Annotated in this window: 14 protein-coding genes and 1 pseudogene; 5 read left to right on the forward strand and 10 right to left on the reverse strand. The window is 73.2% G+C overall.

The window, feature by feature from the left end; genetic code table 11:
* Positions 1 to 67 precede the first annotated feature (67 nt).
* Positions 68 to 844: pseudogene (gene ddaH, locus ITX44_RS12475) on the reverse strand (dimethylargininase); the annotation flags it as partial.
* 335 nt (positions 845 to 1,179) lie between these two features.
* Here ddaH and ITX44_RS12480 point away from each other — a divergent pair.
* Positions 1,180 to 1,977, forward strand: coding sequence for a bifunctional DNA primase/polymerase (locus tag ITX44_RS12480; RefSeq protein ID WP_205357229.1), 798 nt, complete (start codon positions 1,180 to 1,182; stop codon positions 1,975 to 1,977).
* Between the two features lie 28 nt (positions 1,978 to 2,005).
* On the opposite strand, the gene ITX44_RS12485 is transcribed toward ITX44_RS12480, so the two are convergent.
* Together ITX44_RS12485 and map are read right to left on the reverse strand one after the other, a co-directional pair.
* Positions 2,006 to 2,971 carry an SCO2278 family lipoprotein gene (locus tag ITX44_RS12485; protein WP_236060487.1) on the reverse strand — a complete coding sequence of 322 codons (966 nt, stop codon included), beginning with the start codon at positions 2,969 to 2,971 and terminating at the stop codon, positions 2,006 to 2,008.
* A 91-nt stretch (positions 2,972 to 3,062) separates the two neighbouring features.
* The gene (gene map / locus ITX44_RS12490; RefSeq protein WP_205357231.1) at positions 3,063 to 3,920 is read right to left on the reverse strand and encodes a type I methionyl aminopeptidase; all 858 of its coding nucleotides are present in this window, start codon (positions 3,918 to 3,920) and stop codon (positions 3,063 to 3,065) included.
* 83 nt (positions 3,921 to 4,003) lie between these two features.
* On the opposite strand from map, the gene ITX44_RS12495 reads away from it, so the two are divergent.
* Positions 4,004 to 4,216 carry a hypothetical protein gene (locus ITX44_RS12495; RefSeq protein WP_205357232.1) on the forward strand — a complete coding sequence of 71 codons (213 nt, stop codon included), beginning with the start codon at positions 4,004 to 4,006 and terminating at the stop codon, positions 4,214 to 4,216.
* Between the two features lie 273 nt (positions 4,217 to 4,489).
* Here the strand turns inward: ITX44_RS12495 and ITX44_RS12500 are convergent, their stop codons facing one another.
* Positions 4,490 to 5,710, reverse strand: a complete 1,221-nt coding sequence (locus tag ITX44_RS12500; protein WP_236060515.1) for an MFS transporter — start codon at positions 5,708 to 5,710, stop codon at positions 4,490 to 4,492.
* Positions 5,711 to 6,117: 407 nt separating this feature from the next.
* Between ITX44_RS12500 and npdG the strand changes: the two genes are divergently transcribed.
* A complete protein-coding gene (npdG, locus tag ITX44_RS12505; protein WP_205357234.1) occupies positions 6,118 to 6,822 on the forward strand; it encodes an NADPH-dependent F420 reductase in 705 nt (234 codons plus the stop codon).
* A gap of 140 nt (positions 6,823 to 6,962) precedes the next feature.
* Positions 6,963 to 7,148: a hypothetical protein gene (locus ITX44_RS12510; RefSeq protein WP_205357235.1), complete on the forward strand. Its 186-nt coding sequence runs from the start codon at positions 6,963 to 6,965 to the stop codon at positions 7,146 to 7,148.
* A 67-nt stretch (positions 7,149 to 7,215) separates the two neighbouring features.
* Here ITX44_RS12510 and ITX44_RS12515 read toward each other — a convergent pair whose 3' ends face one another.
* The gene (locus ITX44_RS12515; protein ID WP_205357236.1) at positions 7,216 to 8,004 is read right to left on the reverse strand and encodes a site-2 protease family protein; all 789 of its coding nucleotides are present in this window, start codon (positions 8,002 to 8,004) and stop codon (positions 7,216 to 7,218) included.
* Between the two features lie 209 nt (positions 8,005 to 8,213).
* On the opposite strand from ITX44_RS12515, the gene ITX44_RS40940 reads away from it, so the two are divergent.
* Complete coding sequence (locus tag ITX44_RS40940; RefSeq protein WP_307795237.1) at positions 8,214 to 11,927, forward strand: AfsR/SARP family transcriptional regulator; 3,714 nt, start codon at positions 8,214 to 8,216, stop codon at positions 11,925 to 11,927.
* Between the two features lie 148 nt (positions 11,928 to 12,075).
* On the opposite strand, the gene ITX44_RS12525 is transcribed toward ITX44_RS40940, so the two are convergent.
* The 5 genes from ITX44_RS12525 to panB all read right to left on the reverse strand — a co-directional run bounded on the left by ITX44_RS12525 (position 12,076) and on the right by panB (position 17,094).
* The gene (locus tag ITX44_RS12525; RefSeq protein ID WP_205357237.1) at positions 12,076 to 12,918 is read right to left on the reverse strand and encodes an ABC transporter permease; all 843 of its coding nucleotides are present in this window, start codon (positions 12,916 to 12,918) and stop codon (positions 12,076 to 12,078) included.
* Positions 12,915 to 14,030 (reverse strand): ATP-binding cassette domain-containing protein, encoded by a 1,116-nt coding sequence (locus tag ITX44_RS12530; RefSeq protein ID WP_205357238.1) that lies wholly within the window; start codon positions 14,028 to 14,030, stop codon positions 12,915 to 12,917. Before ITX44_RS12530 ends, ITX44_RS12525 begins: the two co-directional genes overlap by 4 nt.
* 379 nt (positions 14,031 to 14,409) lie before the next feature.
* Positions 14,410 to 15,096, reverse strand: coding sequence for an anti-sigma factor family protein (locus ITX44_RS12535; protein ID WP_205357239.1), 687 nt, complete (start codon positions 15,094 to 15,096; stop codon positions 14,410 to 14,412).
* Complete coding sequence (locus ITX44_RS12540) at positions 15,093 to 15,722, reverse strand: sigma-70 family RNA polymerase sigma factor (protein WP_205357240.1); 630 nt, start codon at positions 15,720 to 15,722, stop codon at positions 15,093 to 15,095. The genes ITX44_RS12535 and ITX44_RS12540 overlap by 4 nt, the downstream gene beginning before the upstream one ends.
* 499 nt (positions 15,723 to 16,221) lie before the next feature.
* The gene (gene panB, locus ITX44_RS12545; protein ID WP_205357241.1) at positions 16,222 to 17,094 is read right to left on the reverse strand and encodes a 3-methyl-2-oxobutanoate hydroxymethyltransferase; all 873 of its coding nucleotides are present in this window, start codon (positions 17,092 to 17,094) and stop codon (positions 16,222 to 16,224) included.
* Positions 17,095 to 17,204: the final 110 nt, after the last annotated feature.

The raw sequence follows: 17,204 nt of genomic DNA on the forward strand, positions 1-17,204 counted from the left end.
TCGCGCTGATGGACGCGGTTGCCGGGGCGGCCTGGGGGAGCGGGGCCGGCACGCCGGCGTGGGCCGGGCGGATTTCCAGGGTGCAGCACTTCACGCTGCCGCCCGCCTTGTGCAACTCCGACATGTCGACCGGCACCGGCTCGAAGCCGCGCTCGCGCAAGGGGGCGCGCAGGCCCCGGGCGGTGTGCGGCAGCAGCACGTGCAGGCCGTCGCTGACCGCGTTGAGGCCGAAGGCGGCCGCGTCCTCCGCGGCGGCCAGCAGCGCGCCCGGGAACAGCCGGGCCAGCACCGCGCGGGTGCCCGGGGAGAAGGCGCCCGGGTAGTACATGATCTCGTCGCCGGCCTCGTCCAGCACCGCCAGCGCGGTGTCCAGGTGGTAGAAGCGCGGGTCGATCAGCTCCAGGCCGATCACCGGGCGGCCGAAGAACTCCTGCGCCTCGGGGTGCGAGGACAGGCTGCTGCGAAAGCCCCGCCCGGCCAGCAGCCAGGAGGAGGTGACCGCGAAGTCCCCCTCCGCCTCGTTGACGTGCGCCGGCTCCCGCACCTCGGGGAAGCCGTGGCCGCGGAACCACGCCAGGTGGGCCGGCGCCTCCCCGGTCCGCTCCGGATTGGCGAACCGCGCCCCCAGCACCCGGCCGTCCACCACGGTGGCGCCGTTCGCCGCGAACACCATGTCCGGCAGCCCCGGCACCGGGTCGAGGATCTCCACGGTGTGGCCCAGGGCCCGGTAGCGGTCGCGCAGGTCCTCCCACTGGAGGAGGGCGAGAGCCGGGTCCACCGGCTCGGTCGGGTCCATCCACGGATTGATCGAGTACGAGACCGTGTAGTGCACGGGTGGACACATCAGGTAGCGGCGCGGGGTGGCGGTGCGCAAGGGGGACTCCTCGGGGGTGGCTGAGGCACGGTCCTCGTACGTCGCGCCGCGCGCCCTGTGTGAGGGACCCGCGGTACGCCGTACGTGCTCGCCCCCGCGGTCGACGGTCGGCCGGCCGCAGGGGCGTGAAGGAAACGCGAAAGAGAGGCGGAGCGCGAGGTGTTCCCGACAGAATGTCGGCACATCGTGCCCGGGAAGCATTCCACCCCGCGTGGGTGTTCATTCCGGGCAAGAGGGAGGATGTCCCTCGCCGTCCGCGTACCGTGTACGTACCGCGACCGGCAGGGGGCGACGGAAGGAGCTCGATGGCAGGCAGGAACAGGTTGTCCGAGTGGCTGCGGCGCGGCGGCGCGGACAGTGCGACAGGTTCTGCCCGCCCGACCCGGCCCCCCAGAAGCTCGCGCAGCGCCCGTTCCGCCCGCGGCGGACTGCCCGCCGGACCCGCCCCCGAGCGCGACGAGATGACCCGCGCCGCCGCCGGCGCCGGCTACCCGGTGGCCCCGGCCGCCCACCCGGACGGCTTCGGCTGTTCCTGCGACCGCGTCGGCTGTCCGATCCCCGGCCTGCACCCGATCTCCCCGGCCTGGCAGACCCAGGCCACCACCGACCCGCAGAAGATCGACCACTGGCTGCGGACGAACCCGCTGGCCAACTTCGTCACCGCCACCGGCGCGGAGCACGACGTGCTCGACGTGCCCGCCGACGCCGGACGGCTGGCCCTGGAGCGGCTGACCGCCGACGCCGCCACCCTCGGCCCGGTCGCCGCGCTCGGCGAGGAACGGCTGCTGTTCTTCACCCTCACCCGGGCCACCGCCGACGAGGACGAGTGGTGGCCCTGCGCCCTGGACAGCAACCCCGAGACGCCCGACGAGCACCCCGGCATCCGCTGGCACACCCGCGGCAGCTACGTGCTGCTGCCGCCCTCCCGGATGCTCGACGGCACCGGCGTCACCTGGCTCGACGGCCTCGGCCCCGACCTGCCGCTGCCCGACCCGCTGCCCGTGCTGGACATCCTCGCCGACGCCTGCGCGCAGGTCGCCGATGACGAGGAGGCCGAGGACGGGGCCGAAAACGGCGCAGAGGCGGCGGGCAGGCGCCGCTGAGCGCCCGCTGAAGCGGAAACAGGGGCGCCTACGCGCCCTTGGCCGACACCAGCCCCACCAGCCGGCTGAGGATCACCACCTGGCCCGTACCGCCGCCGCCCGGCACAAAGGCGACGTGCTGCGCCATCCGCGACAGCGTCACCGACGTGCGCGGCGTGCCGGACATCAGCGCCCTGGTGCTCGGGTCCAGGGTCAGCCGGTAACCCGGCCGGTAGGTGGCGCGGGACTGGTGACGGGTGCCGAAGAACACCAGCGCGCCGCCGTTCTTCGTACGCAGCGCCACCGGGTCGAACTCGCCGCCCTGCACCGGCTGGTCCTGGTACTGGGTGACGGACGAGGGGGTGTGCGACTCCTTGGCGCGGGAGGCGCGCAGCTGCGAGGTCACCGCGCCCGGCGCGAAGGACTGCGCCCCCGCGCCGTCCTGCAGATAGCCGGCGTAGGCGGCGCTCAACTGCCCCGGCTGGACCAGCAGATCGCTGCCGGCCAGCGGTACCGCCTCGGCGTGACCGTCCTTGTCGGTCGCCGGCGCCGGCAGGCTTCCCGGCGCGTACACCGCCAGGAAGTCGGCCTTCCACGCCTGCTCCGGGCCGGACCGCCGGAAGACCAGCAGCCAGCGCGCGGTGCCGCGGTTGGTCGCCGTGTCGGCCACGAAGAACTTCGGCCAGCCGCGCTGACGGGGTATCAGGTACTTGGTGCCCGAGAACACCAGCGGTGTCGCCGACGGATTGCCCGACGGGTTGTTGACGTGCCGGGCCCGCACCCCCGCCTCGTCGATCGCGCCCAGCGGCCCGGCCTCCGTAGCGGTCACCCGCGCCGGATCGTACGTCCTGGTCGCCGCGTTGTTCGCCGCCGCGAAGTCCGCCAGCGCCTTCGCCGCCTCGGCCGGCCGGGCCGACGCGATGAGCGCGCGTTCGCCGTGCACCGTCACGCACCCGGCCAGCGGCAGGCTCAGCGCCACCGCCGCGGCCCCCAGGCACAACCTGCGTCGGATCATGGCGCGTCGGACTCCTTCAGCGGGGCGCATATGTGCCGGGAAACGCGCCAACCCTACCGGCAGCGCCCCGCGTTCGCCCGGTCCCCGGCGGTCAGGGCAGGGTCAGCACCTCGGCGCCGTCCGCGGTGACCACCATGGTGTGCTCGAACTGCGCGGTCCGGCGGCGGTCCTTGGTGACCACCGTCCAGCCGTCGTCCCACACGTCGTACTCGTGAGTGCCCAGGGTCAGCATCGGCTCGATGGTGAAGGTCATCCCGGGCTGCATCACCGTGGTCGCGCGCGGGTCGTCGTAGTGCGGAATGATCAGCCCGGAGTGGAACGAGGTGTTGATGCCGTGGCCGGTGAAGTCCCGCACCACCCCGTAGCCGAACCGCTTCGCGTACGACTCGATGACCCGCCCGATCACGTTGATCTGCCGCCCCGGGCGGACCGCCTTGATCGCCCGCGTCAGCGACTCGCGGGTGCGCTCGACCAGCAGCCGTGACTCCTCGTCCACGTCGCCCACCAGGTACGTGGCGTTCGTGTCGCCGTGCACCCCGTGGATGTACGCGGTCACGTCCAGGTTGACGATGTCGCCGTCGCGCAGCACGGTCGAGTCGGGAATCCCGTGACAGATCACCTCGTTGAGCGAGGTGCAGATGGACTTGGGGAAGCCGCGGTAGCCCAGGTCCGACGGATAGGCGCCCTGCTCCACCATGTACTCGTGGGCGATCCGGTCCAGCTCGTCCGTGGTCACCCCCGGCGCGATGGCCGCGGCCGCCGCCTCCATCGCCCGCGCGGCGATCCGGGAGGCGATCCGCATCTTCTCCACGGTGTCCGCCTCCTGCACCTCGGGGCCGGTGTACGGCGCCGGACCCGGCCGCCCCACGTACTCCGGGCGGGGGATCGAGGTGGGCACCCGGCGGGTGGGGGAGAGGGTGCCGGGTACGAGCGGTGACACAGCAGTCATGCCGACGAGTGTATCGGCGGCTCATGGGGCAAGCTGGCCGCTACAGGGGCGTTGCGGGGAGCCCGAGCAGGAGGAGGGACACCATGGCGCTGTTCAAGGAGCGCAAACCGGCCGGCAAGCCCGGCGAGTGGTTCTACTGCCTCAAGCACAAGAAGGCCGAGGAGGGGCCCGAGTGCCCCTCGAAGGACCGCTTCGGCCCGTACCCGACCAAGGCCGAGGCCGAGCACGCGATGCAGATCGCGCAGGAGCGGAACCGGGAGTGGGACACGGATCCGCGCTGGAACGACCGGGGGTAGCGGGCGGGTACGGGGGTGGGGCCGGACACATACCCGGGGTGAGTCCGGTCTGCGCCGGCCGCGGTTCGCCGGGAACAGCCAGGGGCGCGAGGCTGTATGCGGTTGCGGCTGGCGCCGCGTGGGCGCGCTCGGCGCTCCCCCAGAGCCTTCGGCCTGGGAGGTACCCCCACCGGGGCGCGGGTCGCCACCGGCCCGAAGGGGCAGCCGCTGTCGTGTCCGGACCACCGGCGAGTGCGTGGTGCGGGCCAGTCGGCGAGGCCCGCGCGTACGGGATCAGGCCGGCGGCGGCGTGCCTGCGTCGTAGGCCAGCAGGGCGGGCAGCCCGGCAGCCAGCAGGCCGACCGCGGCGACGCAGGCCAGGCCGCCGGACCAGACGGACAGCCGGGCCGAGCCGGCCGCCGCGACACCGCCCGCCCGGACCTGGCCGAGCTGCGGCCCCAGCGAGTACGAGAGCAGCTCGATGCCGGCCAGCCGTCCGCGCAGGCTCTCCGGGATGGTCTGGTTCCACATCGTCGCGCGTCCGATCCCGCTGACCATGTCGCAGCCGCCGGCCACCGCCAGGAAGAGCAGCACCAGCCACACCGAGCCGCACCACCCGGCGACCGCCATGGCCAGCCCCCAACCGGCCGCCGCCAGCACCACCATGCGGCCGTGCCGCCGGATCCGCGACGACCAGCCGCTGGTCACGCTCACCAGCAGCGAGCCCACCGACCCGGCCGCGTACATCAGGCCCAGCGACCAGGGGGCGTCCAGCTCGTCCGCGAGGAACGGGAAGACCGCCACCGGGTAGGCGAAGAACATCGCGGCCAGGTCGATCGCATAGGTGCCCAGCAGCTCCTTGCGGCTCCAGGCGTAGCGCGCGCCCTCGGCGATGCCGCGCAGCGACGGCGGCCGGGCGTCGTGAGCGGCGGGGAAGCGGCGCAGTCCCAGCCCGCAGCCGAGCGACACCGCGAAGGTCACGCAGTCCGCTCCGTACGCCCAGCCGAGCCCCGCCCAGGCGATCACCAGTCCGGCCAGCGAGGGCCCGGCTATCGCTCCCACCTGCCAGCGCAGGCTGTTGAGTGCGGCCGCCGCGGCGAGCTGGTCCCTGGGCACGATGCGCGGCACGACCGCGTCCAGCGCCGGCCGCTGGAGCCCGGTCAGCGCGCTGGACAGCGCGGCCACCACATACAGCGGCCACAGCACCGGACGCGGCAGCAGCGTATTGACCAGCAGGCAGGCCGCCAGCAGGCCCTGGGCCGCCTCGGTCGCGTTGATCAGCAGCTTACGGTCCACCGCGTCGGCCAGCGCGCCCCCGTACAGCCCGAACACCACCAGCGGCACCAGCTCCACCGCGCCGATCGCGCCGACCGCCGCCGCCGACCCGGTCAGGTCCTTCAGCTGCACCGGCAGCGCGACGAAGGTCAGGAAGCTGCCGAAGTTCGTCACCACTCCGGCGATCCACAGCAGCCGGAAGTCGCGCGAGCCGTGCCAGGGGGCGAGATCGGGCAGCAGGGCGCGGCCGGGGCGACGGCGCGCGGCCCGTACGGCCGTCCCGGCGTCCGCGTCCTCGGCTTTGCCCGCGTTCTTGGCGTCGACGTCCCTTGTGTCGTCCTTGGTGTCGTCCTTGGCGCCGGGTACGGGCGCGGTGTCGGGGTCGTCGGCGTCGGTGGTGGTCACGGGGCCGCATGATCCTGGCGCCGGCACGGCTGCGGCAACGGAATTTCCCGGCGCCATGGCGGCGGACTCCGGTGGGCGGCAAGGGTGCCGGTCGTACGCGCCCATGGCGCCGGCGGGGCGCGGGGAACTGCGCGAGCAACCGGCCACGCCGGTCGCACGCGCCCATGGTGCCGGACCGGGTGCGGCGCGGCGGCGGCCGTCCGGCGCGCCGTGGGAGCCGCGGACCTGGCAGGATCGCCGGTATGACGAACGCTGAGGAAGGCAAGAAGGCCCCGGCCCCGGACCCCTGGGCGCTCCCGGACGTGTCCGGCCTGGTGGTGGGCGTGCTGGGCGGCACCGGCGACCAGGGCCGCGGCCTGGCCTACCGGCTCGCCCGGGCCGGCCAGAAGGTGATCATCGGCTCGCGCGCCGCCGAACGCGCGCAGACCGCCGCCGCGGAACTCGGCCTTGGCGTGGAGGGCGCCGACAACGCCGAGTGCGCCCGGCGCAGCGACATCGTGATCGTGGCGGTCCCCTGGGAGGGTCACGCCCGCACCCTGGAGGCGCTGCGCGCGGACCTGGCCGGCAAGCTCGTGGTGGACTGCGTCAACCCGCTCGGCTTCGACAAGCAGGGCGCCTACGCGCTCGTGCCCGACGAGGGCAGCGCCGCCCAGCAGGCCGCCGCCCTCCTGCCGGACTCCCGCGTCACCGCCGCCTTCCACCACCTGTCGGCGGTGCTGCTCCAGGACCCGCAGGTCGAGGCGATCGACACGGACGTCATGGTGCTCGGCGAGTCCCGCGCCGACACCGATGTGGTGCAGGCGCTGGCCGCCCGCATCCCCGGCATGCGCGGTGTCTTCGCCGGCCGGCTGCGCAACGCCCACCAGGTGGAATCGCTGGTCGCCAACCTGATCTCGGTCAACCGCCGCTACAAGGCCCACGCGGGACTGCGCGTCACCGACGTGTAGGTCCGCCGCGCCGCCGCGGGCGCGTACGGGCCGGGTCCGTACGGGTGGCCGCGGGGCATGGGGGACAATGGCGTACGACCAGCCGTACGCCGCAGCCGTCCGGCCGCCCGTACGTCCCGCCGGACAGGAGCCCGCCCGCCATGCCCCGCCTCGCCACCTACGCCCTGATCCTGTGCCTGCTGGCCGTCGTCGCCGCGGTGGTCTCCTTCGCACACGGAAGCTGGCTGGGCGTCGTGTGGATCCTGCTCGCGGGCGTGACCAGCAACATGTGGTGGTTCTACCGGCGCAGGGACAAGGCGCGGGCCGCCGCTCGGGCCGCCCGCTGAGCGGCTCCTTCTCCTTCTCCGCCAGTCCTTCTCGGTCGGCTCGGTCGGCTCGGTCGGCCCCGGTTCGTCAGCCCTGGTTCTTCCAGAACCGGAAGAGCGTGTAGCCGTAGTCCATGTAGATGGCGTGGACGTTGAACCAGCCCATCACCGAGTTGATCGCGTCGAAGAACTTGATGTTCACCGACGGGATCCACAGCACGCCGAACACGGCAAGCAGGCCGAACTGCGCGAACGGCTCGACCTGGCGGCGGATGTTGTACGACAGCCAGGGCTCCCAGATGCCGTAGCCGTCCAGGCCGGGCACCGGCAGCAGGTTCAGGATCGCGGCGGTGACCTGGAGCCGGGCCAGGAAGGCCAGCGCGGCCATGAAGTCGGTCGGCCACGAATCGGCCTTGCCCAGCGCGAAGGGCAGCATCAGCACGATCGCGAAGAGCACGTTGACCAGCGGGCCCGCCGCCGAGATCAGGCTGTGCCGCCACCGGCCGCGGATCCGGCCGCGCTCGATGAAGACCGCGCCGCCCGGCAGGCCGATGCCGCCCGCGATCACGAAGATCACCGGGAGGATCACCGACAGCAGCGCGTTGGTGTACTTCAGCGGGTTGAGGGTCAGGTAACCCTTGCTCTCGATGGAGATGTCACCGCTGTGCAGTGCGGTGCGGGCGTGCGCGTACTCGTGCAGGCACAGTGACACCAACCAGCCCGAGACGACGAACAGGAACACCGCGAAGCCCTTGTTCGAGGCGAACTCCCGCCACACCGCCCAGCCGGACGCCACCATCACCGCGGCGATGGCCAGGAAGATCGGGCTGATGCGGCTGTCGCCGTGCTGGGCTCGGCGGATCGGGGTGACGCTCATGGGACGGGCTCCGTGGTCGGCTGGTCGGCGCGCTGGCCGGCGGGTCGGCGGGGTCGGTCGGGAGGACAGGCCGCCTGATCATGTCATCCTGCGGGGCGACGGCACAGGCCGCGCCGGGAAAACGCACAGCGGACGGCCGGGGTTCCGGGCCCGACGGGCCTGTGGACAACTCGGGGCGGGGTGCGGGCGCACTCCGTAACAATGGGCCCGTGCGATACACGATCCTCGGTACAACGCAGGCTCTGCGGGACGACGGCACCCCCGTCGTGCTCGCCGGCGGTCGGCTGCGCGCGCTGCTCACCGCGCTCGCGCTGCGGCCCGGCCGGGTGATCGGCGTGGCCGCGCTCATCGACGAGGTGTGGGGCGGGGAGCCGCCGGCCGACGCGGTCGGCGCGCTTCAGGCGTTGATCGGGCGGCTCCGCAAGACGCTCGGCCACGAGGCGGTCGGCTCGGTCGACGGCGGATACCGGCTGGAGGCGGCGCCGGACGGGGTCGACCTCTACCGCTTCGAGCGCCTCGCCTCGGAAGGGGCTGCTGCGCTGGCCGACGACGACCCCGTCAAGGCCGCGGGTCTGCTCGCCGACGCGCTCGCGCTGTGGCGCGGGCCCGCGCTCGCGGATCTGCCGGAGCGGGGCGCGGCGGCGGTGCGCAGTGAGTCTTTGCGGCAGGACGCGGTGCGGCAGCGGATCAGTGCGGAGCTTGCGCTCGGGCATGCGGAGCGGCTGCTGCCGGAGCTGGCGGAGTTGGTGGCCGCGTATCCGTTGGACGAGCCGTTGCGGGCGCTTCAGATCAGGGCGTTGCGGGATGCGGGGCGGGGGGCGGATGCGCTGGCCGCTTTCGAGGCGGTGCGGGTGGAGTTGGCCGAGCAGCTCGGGGCGGATCCATCGGGGGAGCTGCGGGCGCTTCATGCGGAGCTGCTCAATCCGGGCGGGGCGGGTGCGGGTTCGCCCGGTTCGGGTTCGCCGGGCGGGGGTCGGGGCCTCCGGGGTGGGAGTCCGAAATCGTATATTTACGAGCCTGGCGGCTCACAAATATACGGCAGCATTTCGGACCCCCACCCCTCCGACCCCTCCCGGTCGGCGGGGGGCGGCGGTTCCGCTTCCGGCCGTTCGGATGCCTCCCCTGTCGGGGGCGGTCGGCTGCCTGGGGGTGATGTGGGCGGCACCGGCGGCGGTGGGGGGATCGGCGATGGGGCCGGTGGTGGAAATGGTGATGGGGTTGGTACGGGGCGGGTCGTTGGCAATGCGCGGGCGCGGTTGACGAGTTTTGTGGGGCGGGAGGCCGACCTGGTGGCGGTGCGGGGGGATTTGGAGCGGGCGAGGTTGGTGACGTTGACGGGGCCCGGGGGGACGGGGAAGACGAGGTTGTCGCAGGAGGCGGGGGATCTGGTCGGGGGGCGGTGGCCGGATGGGGTGTGGTACGCGGAGTTGGCGCCGGTGAGTGATCCGGCGACCTTGGGGGAGGCGGTGGTCAACTCGCTGGGGTTGCGGGAGACGTTGGTGCATGCCACGGGGGCGGCGGAGGCCGCCATAGCGGCGGAGACCAAGGCGAAGGATCCGGTGCAGCAGCTCGCGGACTACTGTGCGGGGCGGAGCTTGCTGTTGGTGCTGGACAACTGCGAGCACGTGATCGATGCGGCGGCGGCGCTGGCCGAGCGGTTGCTGGCGGCGTGCCCGGGGGTGTCGGTGCTGGCGACGAGCCGGGAGCCGTTGGGGGTGCCGGGGGAGCTGGTGCGGCCGTTGGACCCGTTGCCGGAGCCGACGGCGTTGCGGTTGCTGGCGGACCGGGGGGCGGCGGCGCGGCCGGGGTTCTCGGTGGAGGACGACCCGGTGGCGTGTGCCGAACTGTGCCGGCGGCTGGACGGGTTGCCGTTGGCGATCGAGCTGGCGGCGGCGCGGCTGCGGAGCCTGTCGCCGCGGCAGCTCGCGGACCGGCTGGACGACCGGTTCCGGCTGCTCACCGGGGGCAGCAGGACGCTGTTGCCGCGTCAGCAGACGCTGCGGGCGGTGGTGGACTGGTCGTGGGATCTGCTGGACGACGCCGAGCGGGTGCTGCTGCGCCGGCTCGCCGTGTTCCGGGGCGGGTGGACGCTGGAGGCCGCCGAGACCATCTGCGCGGATCCCGAGGGCGCGGGCGGCTCCGGGGCGGCGCCGCGGATCGACTCGGCCGACACCGCGGCGCTTCTTGCCTCGTTGGTCGACAAGTCGCTGGTACTGGCCGATCTCACCGGGGACGGCGAGCGGTACCGGATGCTGGAGACCATAGGGGAGTACGCGGCCGACCGGCTGGCCGGCTCGGGTGAACAGGGCGCGGTGGAGCGGCGTCACATCATCTTCTTCCGTGAGTTCGCCCGGACCGCCGATCCCCGGCTGCGGGGCGCGGAGCAGGGGATCTGGCTGGAACGGCTGGAACGCGACCACGAGAATGTGCGGGCCGCGCTGCGCCGGGCCGTCGAGGCCGGCGACGAGCAGGAGGCCCTGGTGCTCACGCTCGGCTGCGCCTGGTTCTGGGAGGTGCGCAACTACGTCTCCGAACGCCGGGTGTGGCCGACCGCCGTGGCGGCGCTCGGTCCCGACCCGTTCCATGAGCCGCCGGTCCTGGAACCGCTGGATCGCGGGCCGCTGGACGACCCGCCGCCGCTGACCGGGCAACGGCTGGTCGAGGCCCGCCGCTGGGTGCGGGTGGTGGCCATGGCGGCGAGCGACGAGGACCAGAGCGACTGGTGGACCGATCCCGAACTCGTCACTGTCGGCAAGGCCCTGATCGACGCCTATCCGCCGCACCTGCCGCAGTCGGCTCGGCTGCCCGGCATCATGCGGGCCTTCGGCGCGTTCTTCTCCGGCGGTTTCGACCAGTTGCACCGGCTGGTCAGCGAGACCGTCGAGGCCTGCCGTACCCACGGCCGGGACTGGGAGCTGGCGTTCTCCCTGCAGCTGCGGGCCAAGATCGACAGTGACCTCACCGAACGGCTGGACCAGGCGCTGCGCGACATCGAGGAGAGCCGGCGCATCTTCGCCCGGCTCGGCGACCGGTGGGGCACCACCGAGACACTGGCCGCCGAAGCCGAGGCTGCCGGCAACGGCGGGGACTGGCATCGCGCCGCCGCCTGCTGCCGCGAAGGCATCGCACTCTCCCGCGACATCGGCTCCCTCCAGCACGTCCCGGTCTTCACCGTCCGCCTCGGCGACGCCCTGGTGAACTGCGGCGAGCCCGAGGAGGGCGAACGCCTCCTGCGTCAGGGCATCGAGGAGGCCGACCGCTTCGGCGCGGCCTCCGACGGCGCCGCCTTCTACGGCCGGGTCCTGCTCGCCAACGTGCTGCGCAACCGCGGCGACATGACCGGTTCGCTGGAAGTGATCGACGCCACCATCCGCGAACACCGCGACCACCGCACTCCCGCCGGCGTGCCCGGCTTCATCACCAGCCTGCTCAGCGCGATGCGGGGCTACCTCGTCGGCCTCCTCGGCGACCCGGCCACCGGCATGGCCGAACTCTCGGCCGGCCTGACGGAACTCTCCGGCCACCCCCTCGCCGACGTCATCACCCCCCGCATCGGCATCGTCCTCGTGCCCGGCGCCGTGGAACTCCTGATCCTGCTCGCCGACACCGACACCGATCCCGACGACAGCTCCGGTGTCGGCGCCGGTGTCGGTGTCGGCGCCGGTGGCGCCGGCGAACCCGAGCCGGCCGGCGACGGAGCCCGCCCCCGCCGCCTGGCCCGGGCCCGGCGTGCCGCGGTCCTCATCGGCGCCCACGACCGGCTGCGCCCCTCGGCCATTCCTCCCGCCGAAGCCCTCCGCACCGATGCCGCCCGGACCCGGCTCCGCGACCTGCTCGGCCCCCAGGAGTACGAGGCCGCCTACGCCGAGGGCAGCGCCCTCGGTCCGCGCGAGACCGTCGACCTCATGGGCGACGTGGACTGACCCGGCCCGGGCGGCCCCGAACCCGCAGCACCTGGGCACCCGGAGCCGGAGCTCCGAGTGTCCAGGTGCGGGCCGCCCCTACGGCCGGCGGCGCGGCGAACTCGTGGCCGTTCGGGCCGCCGAGAGCGCCGCGCCGGGGCGTGGCGTGTCAGGTCTTCTTGCGGAACCGTGCCACCGCCAGCGGTGCCGTCACCGCGGTGATGCCGACCGACCAGGCGAGCGTCATCCACACCGAGTGCGCCACCGCGCCGCCGTTGACCAGGGCCCGGGCCGCGTCCGCCAGGTTGGACAGCGGATTGACCTTGGTGAACCCTTCCAGCCAGCCCGGCATGGTGGTCGGCTTGGCGAAGATCGAGCTGCCGAACTGCAAGGGCATCAGCACCAGCATGGCCACCCCCTGGACCGCCTGGGCCGTCTTCATCGTCAGGCCCAGCAGAATGAAGATCCACATCAGCGATGCGCCGAAGACCGTGGACAGCGCTATCGCCGCGAACAGGTGCGGCACATCCGTCCCGATGGACATGCCCAGCGCGAAGCCCATGCCGAGCAGGATCGCGATGGCGATCAGCATCCGGCCGACCTCGACCACGATCTTGGCTATCAGGACCGAGGACCGGGCGATCGGCATGGTGCGGAACCGGTCCATGACCCCCTTCTGGAAGTCGTCGTTGATCCCGGTCCCCACCGCCATGGAGATGTTCATGCCCATCATCGCCATGAGCCCGGGGACCACATAGTTCACGTATTCGTGCTGGTGGCCCTTGCCGGAGACCGCGCCGCCGAAGACGTACACGAACAGCAGGGTGAAGATCACCGGCATCAGGACGGCGTCGAACATCGACTCCGGGTCCTGCTTGATCTGCAGCATGTTCCGGCGGGCCAGGGCGCCGATGTGCCGCAGGTTGCTGCGCAGGCCGATCCGGCCCTCGCCGGCCGCGACCGGCATTGCCGCCGTCTTCGTGGCCGGCCCGGCCGCCGTTGTCGCGCTCATACCGAGACCTCCACGTCTTCCGTCTCCTGCGCCGTCCCCGGCGTCCGCTCCCCGTTCCCGGACCCGGGCCGGCCGTTGGCCGTGCCGTCCCCCGCGCTGGCCGGGCCGGCCTTCGCGCTGCCGTCGGCCTTCTGGCCGGTGATGGCCAGGAACACCTCGTCCAGGCTGGGCAGATGGGTGCCGATGCCCGCGATGGCGAAGCCGCGGGCGGCCAGCAGGCCCACCACGGCCGTCAGTTGCTCGTCGCTGAGCACCGGCACGCTCACCACGCCCTCGTCCCGGCCGGTCCCCTCGCCGGGCGCTTCGGTCACCCCGGCCGCCCCGGACAGCCCGGCCTCGGCGAGTGCGGCGGTCATCGCGGCCGCGTCCCGGGGGTCGGCCGGCCGGATCCGCAGCGTCCGACCGCCGACCCGGGCCTTGAGCTCGGCCACCTCACCGGTGGCGATCACGCGGCCGCGGTCCACCACCGTGAGCTCGTCGGCCAGTTGCTCGGCCTCCTCCATGTACTGGGTGGTGAGCAGCACGGTGGCCCCGTCGGCCACCATCGAGCGGACCTCGTCCCACACCTCGTTGCGGGTGCGCGGGTCCAGGCCGGTGGTCGGCTCGTCCAGGTAGAGCACGGCGGGGCGGCCTATCATGCTCGCCGCCAGGTCGAGGCGGCGCCGCATGCCGCCGGAGTACTGCATCGCCGGCCGCCGCGCGGCCTCGGTCAGCGAGAACCGCTCCAGCAGTTCGTCCGCCCGGGCCCGGGCCTCCTTGCGGGACAGGTCCAGCAGCCGGCCGATCATGTACAGGTTCTCCCGGCCGGACAGCTTCTCGTCCACCGAGGCGTACTGGCCGGTCAGGCCGATCACCCGGCGCAGCTGCCGGGGCTGGGTGAGTACGTCGTACCCGGCCACCCGGGCGGTGCCGGCGTCCGGCCGCACAAGAGTGGACAGCACGCGTACGAGCGTGGTCTTGCCGGCCCCGTTCGGGCCGAGGACGCCGAGCACTGTGCCCTGGCGTACGTCGAGATCCACCCCGTCGAGAGCTCTGGTCGTGCCGTAGTGCTTGACCAGACCCCGTACCTCGACGGCGGCGGTCCCGCTGGTGTCAGTCGGTCGCGTCGTCATGCCCACCACCCTGGCGGGCCCCGCCGACACGGCACCCACACGCCACCGACACCTCCGTATCGGCGCCCCCCCTGCCGTATCGGCGTGGTGTCGGCGATATGTCGGCGCCGCGGCGCACGATGGCCATGTACCGGGAAAATCGCCACGAAACACCCGCCGGGACGGAGTCGCCCGCCTCCGCCCGGACCTGCCCGACCCACCCCATCCACCCGATCCACCCGAACGGGAGCGGACCCGTCCCAGTCCGCTCCTGCCCGGCCGGACCTGTCCGCGAAGGTCCGACCGGGCGCTCCCGGGCCCGTACCGTCCGACCGGGGCACGCGGCCGGTCCGGGCGGCACGGGTGACGACGCGGCAGCAGCCGGCTGCCGCGCGGGGTCTCACACGGGGACGCTGACCAGCAGCGTGCCCCCGGTGGCACGGACCTCGAAGTGGTTGATGTCCTTCTCGTGCAGACCGGCCGCGCCGTGCACCATCAGCGGCCTGGGCTGGGCGTTGGTGCCGTAGCCGCTGTTGGGCACGGACCAGGTGGCCACCGTCTGACGGCTGCCGTCGGCGCCGACCGCGATCAGGCTGCAGGTCAGCGGCCCGGTCACCCCGGTCAGCCGCAGGTCCACGGCGCTGCCCCAGCCCTTGTCGGCGATCCCCACCATCGCCGACGCGCCGGTCGCGGGGTTGCTCGCGGAGTGCCGGTCGGCGGCGAAGGTGGGGGTGGCGACCACGCTGCTGCCGCTGTCGCCGCCCGAGGAGGCGAGGACGGCCACGGTGGGTCCGCCCACCACCAGCACGGCGGCCGCGGCCACCGCCACGAGCCGGCGTCGCTTGCGGGTGCGCCGTTCCCCGGACACCTCGTTCAGCAGCCGCTGGAGCAGCACGTCCCCGCTGGGCGGCTCGTCGTAGCCGATGCCGTCCGCGCGCAGCTCCGCCAGCACCGGCAGCACACCGCTCAGTTCGTCCAGCTCCCGGCCGCACACCTCGCACTCGGCCAGGTGCTCCTCGAACCGGGTCATCTCCTCGTCGTCCATCGCGCCGAGCAGGTAGGCGCCCACATCGATATGGGATGTCATGAAGTGGTCACCCCTCTCTCCTCCAGCGCGTTCCGCAGGGCGCGCAGACCGTAGAACACCCGGGACCGTACGGTGCCCGGTGGAAGGCCGAGCTGCTCGGCCGCCTCGTTGACGGTACGGCCCTTGAAATACGTCTCGACCAGGGCCTCCCGGTGCGCCGCCGACAGGGCGCCGAGCGCGTCCGAGATGGTCATCAGCCGCAGCGAACGTTCGAGTTCGTCCTGCGCCGGGACCTGCTCCAGCGCCGCCGGCGAGGTCTCCGGCGGCCGGGACTGGCGGCTGCGGTGACCGTCGATCACGATGCGCCGGGCGACCGTCACCAGCCAGGGCCGCAGCGACTTGGCCGAGGTGTCCAGCTTCGAGGCACTCTTCCAGGCCCGCAGCAGCGTTTCCTGGACGACGTCCTCGGCCAGGTAGCGGTCGCCGGCGACCAGTCGCAGCACGTAGGCGTACAGGGCGCCGGCGTGCTCGCGGTACAGCGCCCGCATCAGCTCTTCCTCCGGAACCGAATCCGGTTCCGGAGGTCCGCCCTGAGGTCCCTCGGGTGGGGGTGGTCCGTCCACGCCCGCATACTGCCGTACCGGCCGCTCGGGGTCGAATTCGCGCAGTGTGGCTGTGCTCCGCATGGTCAGGGCCGGGGGTGGGTGCGGGCGGGCGGCATGGTGAGGGTCATGCCCTTACGTACGTAATTGGGTGACGGATTACTCAGCCTTGATGTGGGGTGAACGTTTTTTCCGGCTTGGGCTCGGGATACCTGACCGGGGGGGGACCCGTGCCCCTCTTCTCGGGCCCGCCTGGGAAGGAGCTCGGCTGTTCCCGTGGGCGGCTCGGCGCCGTCGCGATTCCGCGGTCCCGGCCTGTGCCGCGCCGTCGTGGCTGGTCGCGTGGGGGCACCCCCAGACTCCGCGCCCCTTGCGGGGCGCCCTCGCCGGGCCTTCAACCTGCCCGAGCCGCCGCCCCTGCGGGGCCGCGTCCGCCGGGGCTCCGCCCCTTCGGGACGCGCCTTGCGAGGCGGGCGCCCCCGCCCCGGCCGCGTCTGCCGGGGCTCCGCCCCTCGAAGGGCCCCACCCCCACCCCGGGAGAACGGAAAACCGTACCCCCGGGGCAGGAGCCTTGCGCAGACGATCAGTGGAAGGTGTGTTCCTCGGCGGGGAAGGTGCCGGAGAGGACGTCGGAGGCGAAGGACTGGGCGGCGGTGGTGAGGGTGGCGCGGAGGTCGGCGTATTGCTTGGTGAAGCGGGGGACCTTGCCGTTGGTGAGGCCGGCCATGTCGGTCCAGACGAGGACTTGGGCGTCGGTGTCGGGGCCGGCGCCGATGCCGATCGTGGGGATGTGGAGGGAGCGGGTGACCTCGGCGGCGACCTCGGCGGGGACGAGTTCGAGGACGACGGCGAAGGCGCCGGCCTGTTCCGCGGCCTTGGCGTCGCGCACGAGGCGGTGGGCGGCCTCGTCGCCGCGGCCCTGGACGCGGTAGCCGAGGGTGTGCACGGACTGGGGGGTCAGGCCGAGGTGGGACATCACGGGGATGCCGGCCTGGACGAGGGTCTCGGTCTGGGCGAGGGAGCGTTCGCCGCCCTCCAGCTTGACCGCGCCGACCCCGGCCTCCTTGACCAGGCGGGTCGCGCTGCGCAGGGCCTGGACCGGGCCTTCCTGGTAGGAGCCGAAGGGGAGGTCGCCGACGACGAGGACGCGGCGGGTGCCGCGTACGACCGCTGCGGCGAGCATCGCCATGTGGTCCATGGTGACGGGCACGGTGGTGTCGTAGCCCAGGTGCACGTTGCCCATGGAGTCGCCGACGAGCAGCACGGGGATGCCGGCCTCGTCGAAGACCGAGGCGGTCATGGCGTCGTAGGCGGTGAGCATGGGCCACTTCTCGCCGCGCTCCTTGGCGGCCAGCAGGTCGCGCACGGTGATGCGGCGGGTGCCGGCGCCTCCGTAGAGGGCCTTGGGTTGGTCCGCGGCGCGCGGGGGCTGCTGGGCAGCCGGAAGTTGCGTCATGGTGACGGCTCCTTCAGGTCATCTCGAGGCGCCCTGACGGCGTCCCCGGATTCCCTCCATGCTGACACGCCCGCCCCGGTCCGGAAAGGGCAGTCCGCCTTTACCGCAAC

Source organism: Actinacidiphila acididurans (genome assembly GCF_016918855.1).
Taxonomy (GTDB): Bacteria; Actinomycetota; Actinomycetes; order Streptomycetales; family Streptomycetaceae; genus Actinacidiphila; species Actinacidiphila acididurans.

Coding starts and splice junctions, on each gene's coding strand:
- ITX44_RS12480 (WP_205357229.1), top strand. CDS start 1,180: ATGGCAGGCAGGAACAGGTTGTCCGAGTGGCTGCGGCGCGGCGGCGCG.
- panB (WP_205357241.1), bottom strand. CDS start 17,094: ATGACGCAACTTCCGGCTGCCCAGCAGCCCCCGCGCGCCGCGGACCAA.
- ITX44_RS12530 (WP_205357238.1), bottom strand. CDS start 14,030: ATGACGACGCGACCGACTGACACCAGCGGGACCGCCGCCGTCGAGGTA.
- ITX44_RS12535 (WP_205357239.1), bottom strand. CDS start 15,096: ATGACATCCCATATCGATGTGGGCGCCTACCTGCTCGGCGCGATGGAC.
- npdG (WP_205357234.1), top strand. CDS start 6,118: ATGACGAACGCTGAGGAAGGCAAGAAGGCCCCGGCCCCGGACCCCTGG.
- ITX44_RS12495 (WP_205357232.1), top strand. CDS start 4,004: ATGGCGCTGTTCAAGGAGCGCAAACCGGCCGGCAAGCCCGGCGAGTGG.
- ITX44_RS12510 (WP_205357235.1), top strand. CDS start 6,963: ATGCCCCGCCTCGCCACCTACGCCCTGATCCTGTGCCTGCTGGCCGTC.
- ITX44_RS12515 (WP_205357236.1), bottom strand. CDS start 8,004: ATGAGCGTCACCCCGATCCGCCGAGCCCAGCACGGCGACAGCCGCATC.
- ITX44_RS12485 (WP_236060487.1), bottom strand. CDS start 2,971: ATGATCCGACGCAGGTTGTGCCTGGGGGCCGCGGCGGTGGCGCTGAGC.
- ITX44_RS12525 (WP_205357237.1), bottom strand. CDS start 12,918: ATGAGCGCGACAACGGCGGCCGGGCCGGCCACGAAGACGGCGGCAATG.
- ITX44_RS12540 (WP_205357240.1), bottom strand. CDS start 15,722: ATGCGGAGCACAGCCACACTGCGCGAATTCGACCCCGAGCGGCCGGTA.
- map (WP_205357231.1), bottom strand. CDS start 3,920: ATGACTGCTGTGTCACCGCTCGTACCCGGCACCCTCTCCCCCACCCGC.